The sequence below is a fragment of the Ruegeria jejuensis genome (assembly GCF_041537905.1).
Classification (GTDB): Bacteria; Pseudomonadota; Alphaproteobacteria; order Rhodobacterales; family Rhodobacteraceae; genus Ruegeria_C.
In genome coordinates this window covers 1-16,993 of the sequence record NZ_JBGRUO010000024.1, presented here as the reverse complement: position 1 = coordinate 16,993, position 16,993 = coordinate 1, and the positions used below count along the sequence as shown (strand labels likewise).

Below are 16,993 nucleotides of genomic sequence, written 5' to 3'. Positions count from 1 at the left end.
TTTCTCAACAGGTTGCGAGCGCATCCTCAAGCACCGATCGCACCGCATCGCCAGGCACATCCGAAGTGACGAAGGCCTGCCCGATCCCGCGCGCCAGGATGAACCGCAACTGCCCGTCGATCACCTTCTTGTCCTGCCCCATCAGATCAAGCAGCGCCTCGGCCCCCGGTAGATCGCCGGGAATGTCGGCCAGATCAGTCTTCATCCCCATCGCCTTGAGATGCGCGCGCACCCGGCTCGGGTCCTCCTGTGAACAGAGCCCCAGCCGTGAGGAGAGCTCAAAGGCCAGCGCACAGCCGATGGCAACGCCCTCACCATGCAGCAACCGGTCGGAATAGCCGGTGGCGGCCTCCAGCGCGTGACAGAAGGTGTGGCCGAGATTGAGCAGCGCGCGGTCACCCTGCTCGGTCTCGTCACGCGCCACGATATCGGCCTTCATCTGGACCGAGCGCGTCACCGCCCGCACCCGCGCACCCATATCGCCTGCCGACAGCGCCGGTCCGTTCTGTTCAAGCCAGTCGAAGAATGCAGCATCCCCCAGCAGGCCGTATTTCACCACCTCGCCATAGCCAGCGATGAAATCGCGCGGGGTCAGGGTTTGCAGTACCGAGGTATCGGCCAGCACCAGCGACGGCTGATGAAAGGCACCGATCAGGTTCTTGCCCTGCGGTGCATTGATGCCGGTCTTGCCGCCCACTGAACTGTCCACCTGTGCCAGCAGCGAGGTCGGGATCTGCACGAACCGCACACCCCGGCGCAGCACGGCAGCGGCAAAGCCGACCAGATCGCCGATCACACCGCCGCCCAGGGCCACGACCACATCGTTACGCTCGACCTTTTCGGCCAGCAGCCATTCCACCGTGCGTTCGAAATGCGGCCAGCTTTTGGTGGCCTCTCCGGCGGGCAGGTCCATCGAGACCATCTCGATCCCCGCACTGGCCAACCCGGCGCGCAACCCGTCAAGATGCAGCGCTGCCACCTGTTCGTCCGAGACCACCGCCACGCGGGGCCGGCGCAGCAGCGGCGCGATCCGGGTCCCTGCCTCGGCCAGCAGATCGGGGCCGATCACAACATCATAAGACCTGTCGCCCAGGTCCACATACACCGTTTCCTGCATCTAAATCCGTTCCAAAACATCGGGCCGGGTTTCCAGCATCCCGATCACCCGGTCCACCATCTGTTCAATCGCGGCCTCGCCATCGGAGGTCACGCTCAGGTCCGATTTGGCATAAAGCGGCACCCGCGCCTCATAGAGCGCGGCCAGCGTCGCGCGCGGATTGTCGGTTCTGAGCAGCGGTCTCGTGTCCTTGTGCTTGACCCGGTTCCACAGCACCGGCAGGTCCGCGTTGAGCCAGACCGAGACACCACGTGCGGAAATCATCGCGCGGTTGGCCTCGGACAGGAACGCGCCGCCGCCCGTTGACAGAATCCCGCGCTTTTCGTCCAGCAACCGCCCGATCACCTGGCTTTCCTTGGTCCGGAAAAACGGCTCGCCATCTCGGGCGAAAATTTCGGGTATTGTCATGTTGGCGGCTGATTCGATCTCGGCGTCACTGTCGAGGAAGGGCACCGCCAAACGTTGCGCAAGCGCCCGGCCCACGGCGGTTTTTCCGGCTCCCATCATGCCGACCATGACCACCGTCTTGTGCAACCGCCACGTGGCGTGCGATGCGGATTTGGTCAAGTTGTGCTCAATTTCGCTCATTTGCCCTTGAATGACGTGATCTTGTGAAAAAGGCTAGCTATAACTTGGGGCAAAACGACGAAAAGAGGCAGTTGCGGCTATGGGGCGTCTGATAAAATTCTTGGTATACGTGATCTGCCTGTGTTTCGTGGCGCTGATTGGATATGCCTATCTTGGTCCGTTCTTCGGTGTGGATTTCAGCGCGCCGCAGAGCGAGGTGCGGGAACCGGTGACACTGGATGCGAACTAGACTTGCGCTGGCCCTTGCCGCGCTGCCGGTGCTGGCATCGGCGCAACAGCCGCTCTCTGCGATCGAATGGCTGAATGACCCGCCCACCGCCGCACTGCCCGGCACGGTGCTTATGGAGCCGCCGGTTGCTGCCGTGGGGCGGCTGCCCGAAATTGCGGTCCAGCCGCTGGATGCTCCCAGCCCGCCCATCGGTCTTGTACCGTCTTCGGTGACGGGCCTGCCGGTCGATCTGTGGCGCGGCAGCGATCCGCATAGGCTTGCGCAGCTCATTGCGCGGGTGCCGGTGCGCAATTCGCCCGCGATGCAAAAGCTGCTCTATTCGCTGCTGCTGACCGAGGCGACTGCCCCCGCAGGCACCGGCGCCGAAGAAATCCTGCTGCATGCCCGGCTCGACCGGTTGCTGGAGCTGGGCGCAACCGATCCGGCGCAGAACCTCGCGCAGGTGGCCGGTGCCACCCGGAATGCCGACCGATTCCGGCGCTGGTTCGATGCGACGCTGCTGACCGGGGATGAGGACCGCAGTTGCGAGGTGCTGACCACTGCACCGCATCTGTCGCCGGGCTATGACGCGATGATCTTCTGCCAGGCGCGCGGTGGCGACTGGCAATCCGCCGCCCTGACGCTTGAGGCCGCCCATGCGCTGGAGCTTCTGACGCCGGACAAGCTCAACCTGATGGACCGGTACCTCAGCCCGGACCTGTTCGAGGGTGCACCGCCCCTGCCCCGGCCCGACATGCCCGATCCACTGACCTTCCGGCTCTATGAAACGATCGGAGAGCGGCTGCCGACCGCGCCGATGCCGCGCGCCTTTGCCACCGCCGATCTGCGCGATGTGGCCGGTTGGAAAGCGCAGCTGGAAGCCGCCGAGCGGCTGACACGGATCGGCGCGCTGACACCCAACCACCTGCTGGGGCTGTATACCGAACGCAAGGCCTCCGCCTCGGGCGGGGTCTGGGACCGGGTCGACGCCTTGCGACGCTTCGATCAGGCCCTACAAAGCGGCAGCGCCGAGGCCGTTTCGAAAACGCTGCCCGCCGCCTGGACCGCAATGCGCCAAGCGGGGCTGGAAGTGCCCTTTGCCGAACTTTTTGCCGAGAAGCTGGGCAAGATCGCGCAGACCGACCCGGGTACCTCGCGCCTGATATGGGAAATCACACTGCTGTCAGGCGCACGCCCGCTTGCGTCTGACGGATCGGCGGCCTCGCTGTTTCTGGCCGCCCTCGCCAATGGCAACCCCGGCGATCTGACCGCGCCCGATGCCACCGCACGGGCCATAGCCGACGGGTTCGCCCGCCCTGCCTTGCGCCCGGAATTGCAGGACATGATCGACAGTGGCCGGCTGGGCGAGGCGATTCTCGAAGCGATGATCCTGTTTGACGACGGTGCCAGCGGCAACCCCGCCGATCTGACGGCGGCGACCGCCTTGTTCCGCTCGGTCGGTCTGGAGGACACCGCGCGCCAATCCGGTCTGCAACTGATGCTGTTGGATCGGGGATGAGCATGGCCGCGCCGCAGACACAGGATCTCTGGATTTCCAGCTTTCTCGAAGCGCAGGCCGCCGAGTTGGGGGCAGCGACGAACACGTTGCTGGCCTATGGCCGCGACCTGCAGGATTTCTCCGGCTGGCTGACCCGCAAGAAGCTCGACTTCGCGCGCACCGAACGCGATCAGGTCGTGGCTTATCTGATTGATTGCGATGCCGAGGGCCTGTCACGCGCCACCCGCGCCCGGCGGCTGTCGGCGATCAAGCAGCTCTATCGCTTCGCCTTCGAGGAAGGCTGGCGCAGCGACAACCCCGCCATTCAAATCCGCGGTCCGGGGCGGCAGAAATCGCTGCCCAAGACGCTGGAGGTGATCGAGGTCGACCGGCTGCTGGCCGCTGCGCGTGAAACCGGGCGCAGCAAGGCTGACCGCGTGCGCAACACCTGCCTGATGGAATTGCTTTACGCCACCGGCATGCGGGTGACCGAGCTGGTCTCGCTGCCCGTCTCTGCCGCGCGTGGCGACCCGCGCATGTTGCTGATCCTCGGCAAGGGCGGCAAGGAACGTATGGTGCCGCTGTCGCCCCCGGCTCGCGAAGCGCTTGCCGCCTGGCTGACCCTGCGCGACGAGGCCGAAGAGGCCGCCGCCGACAAGGGCAAGCCCCGCTCGCGTTTTCTGTTCCCCTCGCGCGGCAAGCTGGGGCATCTGACCCGGCACCGGTTCTATCTGCTGATCAAGGAACTGGCCGTTGCGGGCGGTGTGTCGCCCGCGAAGGTCACGCCGCATACGCTGCGTCACGCCTTTGCCACCCATCTGCTGGCAAATGGCGCCGATCTGCGCTCGATCCAGACATTGCTGGGCCACGCAGACGTCGCCACAACCGAAATCTACACCCATGTTCTGGACGAGCGGCTGGCCGAACTGGTGCTGGATCACCACCCGCTCTCGAAGAAACCGCGTTAGCTCTTGAACCAGCATGCGACGGTGCCCATAACGGGCCTGTATCTATGATAGTCAAGGACCAATGGACCCCACCCCTTCTGTGATCGACAGCGCATTCTGGATCACCTCTGGCGCAATTCTGTTTCTTCTCATCCTTTCCGGCTTCTTCTCCGGCTCCGAGACCGCGCTGACCGCCGCCTCGCGCGGCAAGCTGCGCGCGCAGGCCGACAAGGGCAATCTCGGGGCGCAACGGGCGCTCGACATCACCGACGACAATGAACGGCTGATCGGCTCGGTGCTGCTGGGCAACAACCTGGTCAATATCTTGGCCGCCTCGCTGGCCACGGCTTTGTTCACCCGGCTTTTCGGCGAAAGCGGTGTGGCACTGGCAACGCTGGTGATGACCTTGCTGGTGCTGGTCTTTGCCGAGGTGCTGCCCAAGACCTATGCGATCACCAATTCCGAGGAAGCCGCCTCGCTGGTGTCGCGCCCGATCAGCATCGTGGTGACGCTGTTTGCGCCCGTGGTCAGCGCCGTGCGGCTCTTGGTGCGCGGCGTGCTGCGGCTGTTTGGTGTGCAGATCGACCCTGACAGCCGCATCCTTGCGGTCCGCGAAGAGATCGCCGGGGCGCTGCAACTGGGCCATTCCGAAGGCGTGGTCGAGAAAGAGGATCGCGACCGCATTCTGGGCGCGCTTGACCTTAACGACCGGGCGGTCGAAGAGATCATGCTGCACCGCTCGAATATCGAGATGATCGACGCCGCCGCTCAGCCCGAGGCGATTCTGGAGCAATGCCTGCAAAGCCCCCATACCCGCCTGCCCGTCTTTCGCGACGAGCCCGAGAACATTGTTGGCGTGGTCCATGCCAAGGACCTGTTCCGCTCCATGTATGCGCAAGTGGGCGGCGCGGGCGGCGATGCGCATCAGATCAAGAACTTCGATATCTCGAAGGTCTGGAACGCGCCCTATTTCGTGCCTGAAACCACCACGCTGGACGACCAGATGCGGGAATTCCTGCGGATGCGCAGCCATTTCGCGCTGGTGGTGGATGAATATGGCTCGCTGCGCGGGTTGATCACGCTGGAGGATATTCTGGAAGAAATCGTGGGTGAGATCACCGACGAATTCGACCCGGATGAGGACATCCAGGTGAAGAAAGCCGAAGATGGCCAATATCTGGTCGAAGGCGCCATGACGATCCGCGACCTGAACCGCGCCACCGACTGGCATTTGCCCGATGAAGAGGCCAATACCGTGGCCGGTCTTGTCATTCATGAGGCGCAGATGATCCCCACGGTCGGCCAGGTCTTTGCCTTCCACGATTTCCGCTTCGAGGTGACCGCGCGCGAGGGGAACCGGGTAACCGAATTGAAAATCCGCCCGCTGCTGATGTCGAACTGATCCCAACGCCGTGTAAATTCTGTAGTCATGCAGGCAGGCTTGCGCCAATCTGGCGCAAGGAGGACCTTCTATGCCCAGCCTGAAACAGAAACTCGGCGATCCGGCCCGCCGCCTCACCTCGGCGATCTGCACCATCCCGTCCGCCATTGTCACGCAGGCCATGGCGGCGGCGGGGATGGATTTCGTGATGATCGATATGGAACACGGTGCCGTGGATCACGGCACGTGCCATGCAATGATCGCCGCCACCGCCGGATCTGATTGCGCTCCGCTGGTGCGGGTGGCAGAGAATGACACAGCGCAGGTCAAGCGGGTGCTCGACATGGGGGCCGAAGGGATCGTTTTTCCCTTGATCCGCGACGCCGAGGACGCGCGCGCCGCCGTGGCCAGCCTGCGCTATCCGCCCCGTGGCACGCGCGGGTTCGGCCCCTTCATCGCCCATTCGCGCTGGGGCACCTCGCTGATGAAGTATCGCGAGAGGATCGAGGATCAGCTGATCTGTTGCCTGCTGATCGAAACCACCGAGGCGGTCGAGAATATCGACGCGATCTGCGCGGTCGAAGGGATCGATCTGTTGGTGGTGGCGGCCTTCGATCTTTCAACATCTCTGGGGATCAGCGGTCAATTCGACCATCCCGACTATATGCGGGCCCAACAGCGTGTCGAAGACGCTGCACTGCGCGCGGGTCTGCCGCTTGGCGGTGCCGCGCTCAATGCGACACAGGCGGCTGCGCTGTTTGAACGCGGTCATCGCGTCATTGCCGGGTTCGATGTGCTATGGCTGAAACAGCAAACTGCTGAAATGACCTCCTGGTGCGCAGTTTGACTGCCGCGACATACTGATGTCGCAAACCGGACAGCCACTGGCAGGAACGCCCCACAGATTGGCGCAAAAACCGGAGAATACGTATGAAATCCACCACCAGAGTGGCCGTCATCGGTGGCGGCGTCGTTGGCTGTTCCGTCCTCTATCACCTGACCAAGCTGGGCTGGTCGGACGTGATGCTGCTGGAACGTTCCGAGTTGACGTCCGGGTCCACCTGGCACGCGGCGGGCGGGTTTCACACCTTGAACGGCGACACCAACATGGCCGCCCTGCAAGGCTACACAATCCGGCTCTACAAGGAGCTTGAAGAGATCACCGGCATGTCCTGCGGGTTGCACCATGTGGGCGGCGTGACGCTGGCCGACAATCAGGACCGCTTCGACATGCTGCTGGCGGAACGGGCCAAGCATCGCTTCATGGGGCTGGAGACCGAGATCGTCGGACCCGATGAGATCAAGAAGATCGCGCCCATCACCAATACCGACGGCATCCTCGGCGCGCTTTATGATCCGCTGGACGGGCATCTGGACCCTTCGGGCACAACCCACGCCTATGCCAAGGCCGCGCGCCTCGGTGGGGCCAGCATCGAGACCCATTGCATGGTGCAGGAGACCAACCAGCGCCCCGATGGCAGCTGGGACGTGGTCACCGACAAGGGCACCATCCATGCCGAACATGTCGTCAATGCCGGTGGCCTCTGGGCGCGCGAGGTTGGCGCGATGGCTGGCATCTATTTCCCGCTCCACCCGATGGAGCATCAGTATATCGTCACCGACAACATCCCTGAAATCGAGGCGATCATCGATGGCGGTGGCGAACATCCCCATGTGATGGACCCCGCCGGAGAAAGCTATCTGCGCCAGGAAGGACGCGGCTTGTGCATCGGGTTTTATGAACAGCCCTGCAAGCCCTGGGCGGTCGATGGCACGCCCTGGGAATTTGGTCACGAACTGCTGCCCGATGACTTTGACAAGATCACCGGCAGTGTCGAATTTGCCTATGAGCGCTTCCCCGTTCTGGCCCGCGCCGGGGTCAAGTCGGTGATCCACGGTCCCTTCACCTTTGCGCCCGATGGCAACCCCCTCGTCGGGCCGGTGCCGGGGATGCGCAACTATTGGTCGGCCTGTGGCGTGATGGCCGGGTTCTCTCAGGGCGGCGGCGTCGGCCTGATGCTGGCGCAATGGATGATCGAGGGCGAGCCCGAACGCGATGTCTTTGCCATGGATGTGGCCCGTTTCGGCGACTGGATCAGCCCCGGCTACACACGACCCAAGGTGATCGAGAACTACCAGAAACGCTTTTCCGTCTCCTACCCCAACGAGGAACTGCCCGCCGCCCGTCCCAACCGCACCACTCCGATGTATGACATCTTCAGCGATCTGGGCGCGGTCTGGGGCCAGCAATACGGGTTGGAGGTGGCAAATTACTTCGCCCAAGGGGATGAGCCGGGCTATGAAACCCCTTCTTTCCGCCGCTCTGACGCGTTTGCGGCAACGGGTCGCGAGGTGCGCGCGGTGCGCGAGCGCGTCGGCATCAACGAGGTGCATAATTTCGGCAAATACCGGGTCAGCGGTGAGGGCGCGCGCGCCTGGCTCGACCGGATCATGGCGGGCCGCATCCCGCAGCCCGGCCGCCTGTCGCTGACCCCGATGCTGTCGCCGAGCGGCAAGCTGATCGGGGATTTCACGGTGTCCTGCCTGAATGAGCGCGAGTTCCGGCTGACCGCCTCTTACGGTGCGCAGGCCTTTCACATGCGCTGGTTCCTCCAACATCAGGTGGACGGCGTAAGTATCGAAAACATAAGCGATACCTGCAACGGTTTTCAGATCGCCGGACCGTTGGCGCGCGATTTGCTCGCCGCCTGTAGTCGCGCAGATGTGAGCAGCCTGCGCTTTCTCGACGTTCGCCCCATGGTGATTGGCATGACCGACTGCATCGTGCAGCGCGTCAGCTATACCGGCGATCTGGGCTATGAGATCTATTGCGATCCGATGGCGCAACGGCAGCTCTGGTTGACGCTGTGGAACGCAGGGCAGGATCACGGCATCACACCGTTCGGGATGCGCGCGATGATGAGCTTGCGGCTGGACCGGTTCTTCGGCTCATGGATGGCCGAGTTCTCGCCCGATTATACGGCTGCGGAAACCGGGCTGGATCGCTTCATCTCTTTCGGCAAGGATGTTGATTTCATTGGCAGACCTGCTGCCGAGACAGAAAAGCAGAACGGCCCCGCACGACGCTTGAGCGCATTCGAGGTCGAAGCCGATGATGCGGATGTGCAGGGTTATGAGCCGATCTGGCTGGACGGCGCGGTTGTGGGGTTCTGCACCTCGGGCGGGTATTCGCATTATGCAGAGAAATCCATTGCCCAGGGCTTCCTGCCGAGCGACCGTATTGCGCCCGGCCTTGAGGTCGAGATCGAGATTCTCGGCCAGATGCGCAAGGCGCGGGTGCTGGACAGGCCGCTTTTTGACCCGGATGGGACACGCATGCGCGGGTGACAACGCCGCGCGTGATGGCCATGGTGGCAGCATGACGTCGATCCCGATCATCCTGCTGGCCGCCGGGGCCTCAAGCCGCATGGGCGGCGCCGACAAGCTGATGCGCCCGATCGAAGGCGAGCCCCTGCTGCGGCGTACCGCCCGCCGCGCCCTTGGGGCTGGACCCGTCTATGTCGCGCTGCCGCCCGAGCCACATCCGCGATACGCGGCGCTGTCTGGCCTTGATGTTTGCATCATCCCCGTGCCCGACGCGGCGGAGGGGATGAATGCCAGCTTGCGCCGCTCGGTCGCGGCACTTCCACCCTCGGCACCTGCGGCAATGATACTGCTGGCGGATTTGCCCGATATCACCAGAGATGACTTGAATAAGGTGATGCAAGTTGTTGATCTAAAATATGATAACTTGATTTGGCGCGGCGCCACCGAGACCGGAAAACCCGGCCATCCCGTGGTCTTTTCCCGCGCGCTCTTTCCCGAATTGCTGGCCCTGACCGGAGATGCCGGCGCGCAGAGCGTGGCGCGGGCCCACGCAGATCAGACCATCTGCGTTCCCTTGCCCGGTCACAACGCGCTGCGGGATCTGGATACCGAACAGGATTGGTCCGACTGGCTCGCCCGCCAATAGACCTTCAGGTTGCGAGGCGCAGATCGACGCCGTCCCCTGTTCGAGGCACCGGCGTCGGCACGATGTTCTGGCGCGTCTTGAGTGCCGGAAACAGCTCATAAAGCTCGTTGCGCTGCGCATTACCGCCCCCAACCCCGGTCCGGGACGGATCAGCGGGTTGAAAGCACTCGCTCCAAGCACCGTCCGACAGCACCACTTCGTGGGTGTCAAAGGCGATATGGACATAGCTGATCTCGGGCAGTTCTGCCCGCAAGATGCCGACCAGCCCGGTCAGGTGCTTGGCCGCTGCCAGCGCCTCGCGCTCTTCGAAGTAAAGCGCGGTCTGGTCGCTTGCGACCAGAACCCGGTGGTTCGGGCTGACCAGCATGTCCCGCTCAGGCAGTTCGAAGTCCAGCGCGCCCGCGCGGATCAGGATGGGTTGCAGATGCCCGGCCCGCACCATCTGTCGCGCCGAGACCCGACGCAGACCGGTCCAACTGAGTTTCCGAATCCCGTTGTCGCGCGTCACAACGCGATCGCCGGCGCGCAGTTCTTCGACCTTCCGCTCGCCTTTTGGCGTGGCAATCAGGGTTCCGGGCGTAAAACAGGACACAGGTTACTCACTTTCGAAACTCGACCATAGCCAGGGCGGGGCATGATAACTGGCAACATACACACCAATCTCCGCCATGCTCCGGCTATGCTCTAAACCATCAACAACACACAGACCGGCGCGCAACATGGCCCGGCCTCAGAGAACGCGACACCGGACCGGAGCCTGCCGACGAACGGACTTTTCGCCCGCCGACATCTTCTCCGGCCCGGTGCCTGATGAAAGTTGTGTTAAATGCGCCCCCAGCTCGAACACCATAGTCACCAGTGGCAGCCGCAAGGCCGCCCCCCTCTCCGATGACACTCGTTACGGTCCCCACACCACTTAAAACAGTGTTTCTGCTGTCGATTGTAACACGCCCTTCATGTCTGGCGTCATTGCGTGCAATGACACCGTGCTGCATCCCCCTTTGCCCGGATTCCATACCCCTGCAAACAATCCGCTTCTGGCCGTTCCGTATCGAAAAGGCGGTCGAGGTGCCAAGTTCCGTGCCAATTCCCCCAGCACGGTGCGACACCCCGGCCTCCCCATCCGGGTTTCCCCGAATCCGGTACAGCCTCTTTGTTTGCGGTGAAATCTTACCCCCAAGACCGCCGGACGCACCCATGCCGTAACAGAGACGCGGCCTATCCGCGATCCGATCCGAGCCTGAGATGTTGCGACTGCGCGTCATATTCGTCTCCGCAATGGGTTCTGCTGGCCTCCAACACACAGAGACCTCGCCCATCCACGAGACAGCCCAACCTGATCCAACGCCGCACGACACGCCGAAAGCGAGCAAGAGGGGGGTACACAACGATACCAATCAACACCCGGTACGCCACCTTGCATACCGGTCAAGCACTCGTCACATGGCGAAAAATACCGCCTGAGACGTCGCGCCCCCCTCTCGCATCTTTCGATGCTGCTTTGTGCGGTCGCCCCCGTGACCAACTCAAACCGCCCCCCAGTCGGGCTGTGTCATGGATAGCGAAGGGAGCGCGCGTGAAAAAGGAAAAATGTCACATAAATTGTTTCCAAACGTTTCTGCCGCTGTGATTAACCTGTTTGGCCAGTGGGCATTGCTCTCCCTGTGGTTGTTGACTGTTTCCGCACGCCACCTGCAAGCACCCCTTTGACGCGCCTGTTTCGCAAGGCTGGTCCCGGCAAACGAGGGACAAAAGGCGGTGACATGTTTGTCGCCATAGCGAGAACAACCGCGGGTCTGACTCAACCGGATTGTTGCCCAGACTCGGGTGCCTTTTTTTCGCCGCAATAGCCGAAATTCGTGGAACCAATAAACCTGTAGACCCCGGCATTTTTTGCAGTTCGGGAACAATGCGGGGTTTGAGCTGTCACGATTCGCTCCCCCGCGACCAAATTGGGAGCACCATCCCAACATCGGGCAGGCCTAGTGAGGGCACCGACTGGACAACCGCGACGGTGCCTCTTCCGTTCAGGAAACATGAAGCCGGGCTTAACGTTCATTAAGAAATCTTCATGTCCCGCACAGAATCCCGAAAGGCGCCCTGCCTATTTCGTGATCGGACCCGGATTGAACCGGAGCCAATACAGGAGACAACTATGAGCGATCGCAGCCATTCCGGCTTTCCTTCCAATCTTTCCAAATGGGCCGGTGCCTCGGCGCTGAGCGCATTGCTGCTGACAAGCGCGGCGCTGCCTGCTGCGGCCGGTGCCGCCCTGGCGGACCTGGTCGACGAGGTATCGCCCTCGGTTGTGACCATTCTGGCCAAGCAGAAGGCACAACCGCAGCCCGCCAATGCGCCCAATCCCGGCGCGACCGATCCCCGTTTCGATGAGTTCTTCAAGCGCTTCGGCCTGCCCGAAGGCTCGTTCGGCGGCTCCCCGATGCCCGCCCCCGGCCCGCGCAGCGGCCTGGGATCAGGTTTTGTTCTTGAAGAGGACGGGCTGATCGTCACCAACCACCATGTGGTGGACGGCGCGGACAGCGTCACCGTCCGCCTCAGCGACGACCGCGAATATGAGGCCGAAATTGTCGGGACCGACCCGCTGACCGATCTGGCCGTGCTCAAGATCGCTGCAGACGAGCCACTGCAGGCTGTGACCTTTGGCGACAGCGAAGTGATCCGCGTTGGCGAAGACGTGGTGGCCGTGGGCAACCCGTTCGGGCTGAGCTCGACCGTGACCACCGGCATCATCTCGGCCAAGGGTCGCAATATCTCGGCCGGGCCTTACGCGGAATTCCTGCAGACCGATGCCGCCATCAACAAGGGCAATTCCGGCGGGCCGCTGTTCAACATGGACGGCGAAGTGGTCGGCGTGAACTCGGCCATCTACTCGCCCTCGGGCGGCTCGGTTGGTCTGGGTTTTGCGGTGACCTCGAACATCGTCGAGGATATCGTGGCCGACCTGATCGATGACGGTCAGGTGGATCGCGGCTGGCTCGGTGTGTCGATCCAGAACGTGAACCCCGAAATCGCCGCCGCGATGGGGCTTAAGGACGCGCAGGGCGCGCTGGTCTCGGATGTGGTCAAGGGCAGCCCCTCGGACGGAATCCTGAAGACCGGCGATATCATCACCGTCTTCAATGGCAGCGCCGTCGATGACAGTTCCGACCTGCCCCGGTTGGTCGGTGGCACCCAAAGCGGCAAGCCCAGCGAGATCACCCTGATCCGTGACGGCAAGGAACAGACCATGACGGTCACGCTGGGGGCCCATCAGGACAGCGCCAGCGCGGCGGATACCCTCACCGACAAGGCTGACGACCCGAAACTGGGCGTCACCGTGGCACCGCTGGATCAGGCGGCACGGGCCGAGATCGGTGTTGGTGAGGACGTCAATGGCGTCGTCATCAAGTCTCTGTCCCCCGACAGCCCTGCCGCCGAAGCGGGGCTGCGCACAGGCGACGTGATCGTTCGCCTTGGCAACCAGGAGATCGAAACGCCCGAAGCCCTGATCAATGCGCTTGAATCGGAAAAAACCGATCCGGCGCTTCTGCTGATCAACCGCTCCGGCAGCCAGATCTTTGTCCCGGTGAGGATCGCGTAAGACGATCCCACACAAAGAGATACGCGCTGCCTGGGGGGGTGGAGGCGCGTTAGGTCCGGCGGGTCACCTCTGTCCCCGATCCGCCGGACCCGTCGGGCGCAATCAAGATGCGCCCGACGCGTGCAATCCGAAGAAACCCGGCTTATACCTTTTTACTAGAACAGGATTAAGACCATGAGCAGACGCGTATTGATTGTTGAAGATGATGCGGAAACCCGTGAATTCGTCGCCAAAGGCTTCGCCGAAGAAGGCTTTGCGGTCGAAACCGCCGAAGATGGGCGCGAAGGGCTTTATCACGCGACCGATGGTGGCTTTGACGTGGTGATCGTCGACCGGATGATGCCGGGCCTTGACGGGTTGTCCCTGACCAAATCCATCCGCGCCGCCGGCCTTCAGACCCCCGTTCTGATGCTGACCGCCATGAGCGCGGTGGACGAACGCGTCAAGGGGTTGCGTGCCGGGGCCGATGACTATCTGGTCAAACCTTTCTCGTTTCAGGAACTTCACGCAAGGATCGAGGCGCTGCTGCGCCGTCCGCAGGAAACCGAAGAGACCGCGACACTGACCTGCCGCGATCTGGAAATGGACCTGCTCAAGCGCAAGGTCACCCGCGACGGGCGCGACATCACGCTGACCCCGCGCGAGTTCCAGATTCTGGAGTTTTTCCTGCGCCGCCAGAACCGGGTCATTTCCCGCACCATGCTGCTGGAAGGCGTCTGGGACTATCACTTCGATCCCAACACCAACATCGTTGACGTGCATATCTCGAAACTACGCCGCCAGATCGACGAAGGTGCCGAGGTTGCGCTGATCGAAACCGTGCGGGGCGCTGGCTATATCATGCGCGATGGCTGAAACCCCGTCGGTCTTTCGCAACGCGCGTACGCGTCTGGTTCTGGCCAGCATAGCGCTCAGCATGGTGATGACCTCAGCGGTGCTGGGTCTGGTCTATGTGAGCGCAAGCCGGACCATCGCCAATGAGACCCGCAGCGTTGTGACGGCGGAACTGGCCGGGCTCGCGGTCAGCTATCAGCGGTCTGGGGTGATTGGCCTCGTCAACTCGATCGACCGTCGCCTGGCGGATGCGATTGAGCGTGACGCGCTTTACCTTCTGACCAGTGCGAATGGCACGGTGCTGGCTGGCAACCTGAAAAGCTGGCCCGCCGCCATCGAGCCCGGCAGCGGTTGGGTTCAGCTTGACATCAAGCGTACCGGCGCGACGCAGACGGTGCCGGTCGCGGCGGCCTCGATCCGCCTGGGTCGCGGTGAGCAATTGCTGGTCGGACGTCTGGCCACCGAGGCACGGCGCTTTGATCGGGTGCTTCTGCAATCGGTCGGGCTTGCGCTGCTGGCGGCGGTGGTTCTAAGTCTGCTCAAAGGCTGGCTGCTGACGCGGTTGGTGTTTTCGCGGCTCTCCGATATCACCCACACCGCAGATGACATCATGTCCGGCGACCTGTCACGCCGCATCCCATTGCGCGGCTCAGATGATGAATTTGACCGCATGGCCACCACCCTCAACGACATGCTGGACCGGATCGAAAACCTGGTCGGCAATTTGCGCATGACCACCAATTCCATCGCCCATGATCTGCGTTCGCCGCTCTCGCGCCTGCGCCAGCGGGTCGAATTGCTGACCTCAAGCGATCGCACTGCAGAGGAGCGCGAGGTCGACGCCGCCCGCGCCATGGGCGAGATCGACCACCTGCTCAGAGTCTTCTCGCAACTTACCGAGATTTCACGCGCCGAGGCGGGAATTGGCCGCGAGGAGTTCGAGCCGCTGGACCTGACGCAACTGGTGCATGATGTGATGGAGTTCTATGAACCGGTCGCCGCGGACAAGGGGATCACCCTTGCCGAGGCTGGCACTGCCGGACAGGTTCTTGGCCACCGGACATTGATCGCCCAAGCACTGTCCAACCTGCTGGAAAACGCCTTGCGCTACACACCCGAGGGCGCACGGATAGACATCACGGTGGCTGAGGGCGACGACCACGTCCTGCTGTCGGTCAGGGATGGCGGGCCCGGCGTGCCGGAGGAGGATTTGGACAAACTTGCCCAGCCTTTCGTCACCCTCGACCCCAGCCGGACCGAGAAGAATGCGGGGCTTGGCCTGGCGCTGGTGGCCGCCATTGCCCGGCTGCATGAGGGCGCATTGACGCTGAGCAATGCAAATCCCGGCCTGAGTGCCGAGTTGAACTTCGCCCGGGCGACCGACGGCTGACGCCCCACCCGTTAGCCAGTGACCGCTGGCAGCGACGCGTAGCCGCGAAACCGGATGCGCCCGCCACCTGCCCGCCCCGGCAGCAGGTGATAGTCGGGAAAGCGCTGCAAAAACCGCCCGATCGCCACCTGCCCCTCAAGCCGCGCAAGCGTCAGCCCGACACATACATGCGGCCCGCCCGCAAAGGCCAGATGCCGGTTCGGCTTGCGGGTGATATCGAATCGCGTCGGGTTTTCAAACACATCCGGGTCGCGATTGGCCGCCCCGATGCACAGATGCAGGTTGGTGCCTGCCGGGATCACCTGCCCGCCCAATTCGACCTCGGCGGTGGTCTCACGGTTGCCGAACTGGTTCGGCGAGCGAAACCGCAGCACCTCTTCGACGGTGGAGGGCAACAGATCGGGGTCGACCAGCAGGCGTGCGCGCGCCTCGGGGTGATCGTGTAGCAGCGCCAGAGCGTTGCCGATCAGGTTGGTCGTGGTCTCATGCCCGGCATTGAGGATAAAGATGCAGTTCTGCAGCAGCTCGATCTCGGACAATTGCGCATCCGCCCCCTCGCCCCGGATCAGCCGTGTCAGCACATCTGTCTCGGGATCGCCCGGCTGTGCCCGGCGCCGCGCGACAAGGTCCGCTAGATAGGTCTTGAACGCCTCCACCGCGTGGTTGCCCCGCGCCAGTTGGTCCGCGCTCAGGCTGGGTTCCAGCGCCCCCAGAATGGCCAGCGACCAGTCGCGCAGCGGCGCGCGTTCGTCCAGCGGCACATCCAGCAGGTTGCCAATGATCTGGATCGGGATCGTTGCGGCGAAATCCTCGATCAGGTCCACCTGATCACGCCCTGCCAAACCGTCCAGCAGATGACCCACCGTCTCGATCAGCCCCGGTTCCATCCGGTCAATGGCGCGCGGCGTCAGCGCCGAGGTCATGATCCGCCGCACCCGTGTATGTAGCGGCGGATCGGAGAAGACCAGCGAGGTGGTGTGATGTTCAAACAGTGGCGACTCCGCCCCGAATTTCGGAGCAAACGCCGCCTTCTTGTCCGAGGAATAGAGCGCCGTGTCGCGATAAATCCGATCCAGATCCGCGTGGCGGCTGAGCAGCACCGACCCGTCAGGCTGCGGCAGCACCGGCGCATGCGCCAGCAGCGCATCGTAATAGGCAAACGGGTCGCGCAGGAAATCAACCGGCGCGTTGGCCAGGTCGAAGCTTTCGATATCTGCTTTGGCTATATCCACATGTCATCCCGCACCGCGCAACGCACTGAGCAGGTTACAGGAGGAAATCCGCTTCGGACAGTTGCAAAGTGCTTGTAAACTCCAGCCTGAAATTCGCGATGCCATTGGCGTTGATATCCGCCTCGACAATCGTGGTGCCTGCCTGATCGAACGTGCGCACCGACGCCGCGCCTTGCGCGAAATCGCCACCGAGAACCAGCGTTGCCTGCCCCTCGAACAGGGCG

General features: G+C 62.9%; 15 protein-coding genes. 10 read left to right on the top strand and 5 right to left on the bottom strand.

The genetic code is table 11. The features are described 5' to 3' along the window. Nucleotides 1-4 precede the first annotated feature (4 nt). Together aroB and AB1E34_RS21495 are read right to left on the bottom strand one after the other, a co-directional pair. Nucleotides 5-1,117 (bottom strand): 3-dehydroquinate synthase, encoded by a 1,113-nt coding sequence (gene aroB, locus AB1E34_RS21500; protein WP_372574367.1) that lies wholly within the window; start codon nucleotides 1,115-1,117, stop codon nucleotides 5-7. Then, nucleotides 1,118-1,705 carry a shikimate kinase gene (locus AB1E34_RS21495; RefSeq protein WP_372574366.1) on the bottom strand — a complete coding sequence of 196 codons (588 nt, stop codon included), beginning with the start codon at nucleotides 1,703-1,705 and terminating at the stop codon, nucleotides 1,118-1,120. Between the two features lie 79 nt (nucleotides 1,706-1,784). Here AB1E34_RS21495 and AB1E34_RS21490 point away from each other — a divergent pair, with 79 nt between their 5' ends. From AB1E34_RS21490 to AB1E34_RS21460, 7 genes are all read left to right on the top strand, one after another. Then, nucleotides 1,785-1,934 (top strand): hypothetical protein, encoded by a 150-nt coding sequence (locus AB1E34_RS21490; protein ID WP_372574365.1) that lies wholly within the window; start codon nucleotides 1,785-1,787, stop codon nucleotides 1,932-1,934. Then, nucleotides 1,924-3,432, top strand: a complete 1,509-nt coding sequence (locus AB1E34_RS21485) for a hypothetical protein (RefSeq protein ID WP_372574364.1) — start codon at nucleotides 1,924-1,926, stop codon at nucleotides 3,430-3,432. The genes AB1E34_RS21490 and AB1E34_RS21485 overlap by 11 nt, the downstream gene beginning before the upstream one ends. Nucleotides 3,433-3,434: 2 nt before the next feature. Continuing rightward, nucleotides 3,435-4,379 (top strand): tyrosine recombinase, encoded by a 945-nt coding sequence (locus AB1E34_RS21480; protein ID WP_372574363.1) that lies wholly within the window; start codon nucleotides 3,435-3,437, stop codon nucleotides 4,377-4,379. 61 nt (nucleotides 4,380-4,440) lie between these two features. After that, on the top strand, nucleotides 4,441-5,760 hold the full coding sequence (locus AB1E34_RS21475) for an HlyC/CorC family transporter (protein ID WP_372574362.1): 1,320 nt from the start codon (nucleotides 4,441-4,443) through the stop codon (nucleotides 5,758-5,760). 70 nt (nucleotides 5,761-5,830) lie between these two features. Next, on the top strand, nucleotides 5,831-6,586 hold the full coding sequence (locus AB1E34_RS21470; protein WP_372574361.1) for an HpcH/HpaI aldolase family protein: 756 nt from the start codon (nucleotides 5,831-5,833) through the stop codon (nucleotides 6,584-6,586). A gap of 83 nt (nucleotides 6,587-6,669) precedes the next feature. After that, nucleotides 6,670-9,087, top strand: coding sequence for a GcvT family protein (locus AB1E34_RS21465; RefSeq protein WP_372574360.1), 2,418 nt, complete (start codon nucleotides 6,670-6,672; stop codon nucleotides 9,085-9,087). Then, nucleotides 9,065-9,712 (top strand): nucleotidyltransferase family protein, encoded by a 648-nt coding sequence (locus tag AB1E34_RS21460; protein ID WP_372574359.1) that lies wholly within the window; start codon nucleotides 9,065-9,067, stop codon nucleotides 9,710-9,712. The genes AB1E34_RS21465 and AB1E34_RS21460 overlap by 23 nt, the downstream gene beginning before the upstream one ends. Before the next feature lie 4 nt (nucleotides 9,713-9,716). On the opposite strand, the gene AB1E34_RS21455 is transcribed toward AB1E34_RS21460, so the two are convergent. After that, nucleotides 9,717-10,304, bottom strand: a complete 588-nt coding sequence (locus tag AB1E34_RS21455) for a Hint domain-containing protein (RefSeq protein WP_372574358.1) — start codon at nucleotides 10,302-10,304, stop codon at nucleotides 9,717-9,719. Nucleotides 10,305-11,867: 1,563 nt separating this feature from the next. Here AB1E34_RS21455 and AB1E34_RS21450 point away from each other — a divergent pair. The 3 genes from AB1E34_RS21450 to AB1E34_RS21440 all read left to right on the top strand — a co-directional run bounded on the left by AB1E34_RS21450 (nucleotide 11,868) and on the right by AB1E34_RS21440 (nucleotide 15,537). Next, nucleotides 11,868-13,313, top strand: coding sequence for a Do family serine endopeptidase (locus AB1E34_RS21450; protein ID WP_372574357.1), 1,446 nt, complete (start codon nucleotides 11,868-11,870; stop codon nucleotides 13,311-13,313). A gap of 174 nt (nucleotides 13,314-13,487) precedes the next feature. Beyond that, nucleotides 13,488-14,168 (top strand): response regulator transcription factor, encoded by a 681-nt coding sequence (locus AB1E34_RS21445; RefSeq protein ID WP_372574356.1) that lies wholly within the window; start codon nucleotides 13,488-13,490, stop codon nucleotides 14,166-14,168. Further along, nucleotides 14,161-15,537 (top strand): sensor histidine kinase, encoded by a 1,377-nt coding sequence (locus AB1E34_RS21440; RefSeq protein WP_372574355.1) that lies wholly within the window; start codon nucleotides 14,161-14,163, stop codon nucleotides 15,535-15,537. The genes AB1E34_RS21445 and AB1E34_RS21440 overlap by 8 nt, the downstream gene beginning before the upstream one ends. 11 nt (nucleotides 15,538-15,548) lie before the next feature. Here AB1E34_RS21440 and AB1E34_RS21435 read toward each other — a convergent pair whose 3' ends face one another. After that, nucleotides 15,549-16,769, bottom strand: a complete 1,221-nt coding sequence (locus AB1E34_RS21435) for a cytochrome P450 (RefSeq protein ID WP_372574354.1) — start codon at nucleotides 16,767-16,769, stop codon at nucleotides 15,549-15,551. A 34-nt stretch (nucleotides 16,770-16,803) separates the two neighbouring features. After that, nucleotides 16,804-16,993, bottom strand: a 190-nt coding sequence (locus AB1E34_RS21430; protein WP_372574353.1) for a hypothetical protein, incomplete at its 5' end; no start/stop codon positions are given.

What these genes read in the sequence shown, in the direction of transcription:
- AB1E34_RS21460 (WP_372574359.1), top strand. Translation starts at nt 9,065, where the DNA reads ATGGGACACGCATGCGCGGGTGACAACGCCGCGCGTGATGGCCATGGT.
- AB1E34_RS21465 (WP_372574360.1), top strand. Translation starts at nt 6,670, where the DNA reads ATGAAATCCACCACCAGAGTGGCCGTCATCGGTGGCGGCGTCGTTGGC.
- AB1E34_RS21485 (WP_372574364.1), top strand. Translation starts at nt 1,924, where the DNA reads ATGCGAACTAGACTTGCGCTGGCCCTTGCCGCGCTGCCGGTGCTGGCA.
- AB1E34_RS21470 (WP_372574361.1), top strand. Translation starts at nt 5,831, where the DNA reads ATGCCCAGCCTGAAACAGAAACTCGGCGATCCGGCCCGCCGCCTCACC.
- AB1E34_RS21450 (WP_372574357.1), top strand. Translation starts at nt 11,868, where the DNA reads ATGAGCGATCGCAGCCATTCCGGCTTTCCTTCCAATCTTTCCAAATGG.
- AB1E34_RS21445 (WP_372574356.1), top strand. Translation starts at nt 13,488, where the DNA reads ATGAGCAGACGCGTATTGATTGTTGAAGATGATGCGGAAACCCGTGAA.
- aroB (WP_372574367.1), bottom strand. Translation starts at nt 1,117, where the DNA reads ATGCAGGAAACGGTGTATGTGGACCTGGGCGACAGGTCTTATGATGTT.
- AB1E34_RS21495 (WP_372574366.1), bottom strand. Translation starts at nt 1,705, where the DNA reads ATGAGCGAAATTGAGCACAACTTGACCAAATCCGCATCGCACGCCACG.
- AB1E34_RS21490 (WP_372574365.1), top strand. Translation starts at nt 1,785, where the DNA reads ATGGGGCGTCTGATAAAATTCTTGGTATACGTGATCTGCCTGTGTTTC.
- AB1E34_RS21480 (WP_372574363.1), top strand. Translation starts at nt 3,435, where the DNA reads ATGGCCGCGCCGCAGACACAGGATCTCTGGATTTCCAGCTTTCTCGAA.
- AB1E34_RS21475 (WP_372574362.1), top strand. Translation starts at nt 4,441, where the DNA reads ATGGACCCCACCCCTTCTGTGATCGACAGCGCATTCTGGATCACCTCT.
- AB1E34_RS21440 (WP_372574355.1), top strand. Translation starts at nt 14,161, where the DNA reads ATGGCTGAAACCCCGTCGGTCTTTCGCAACGCGCGTACGCGTCTGGTT.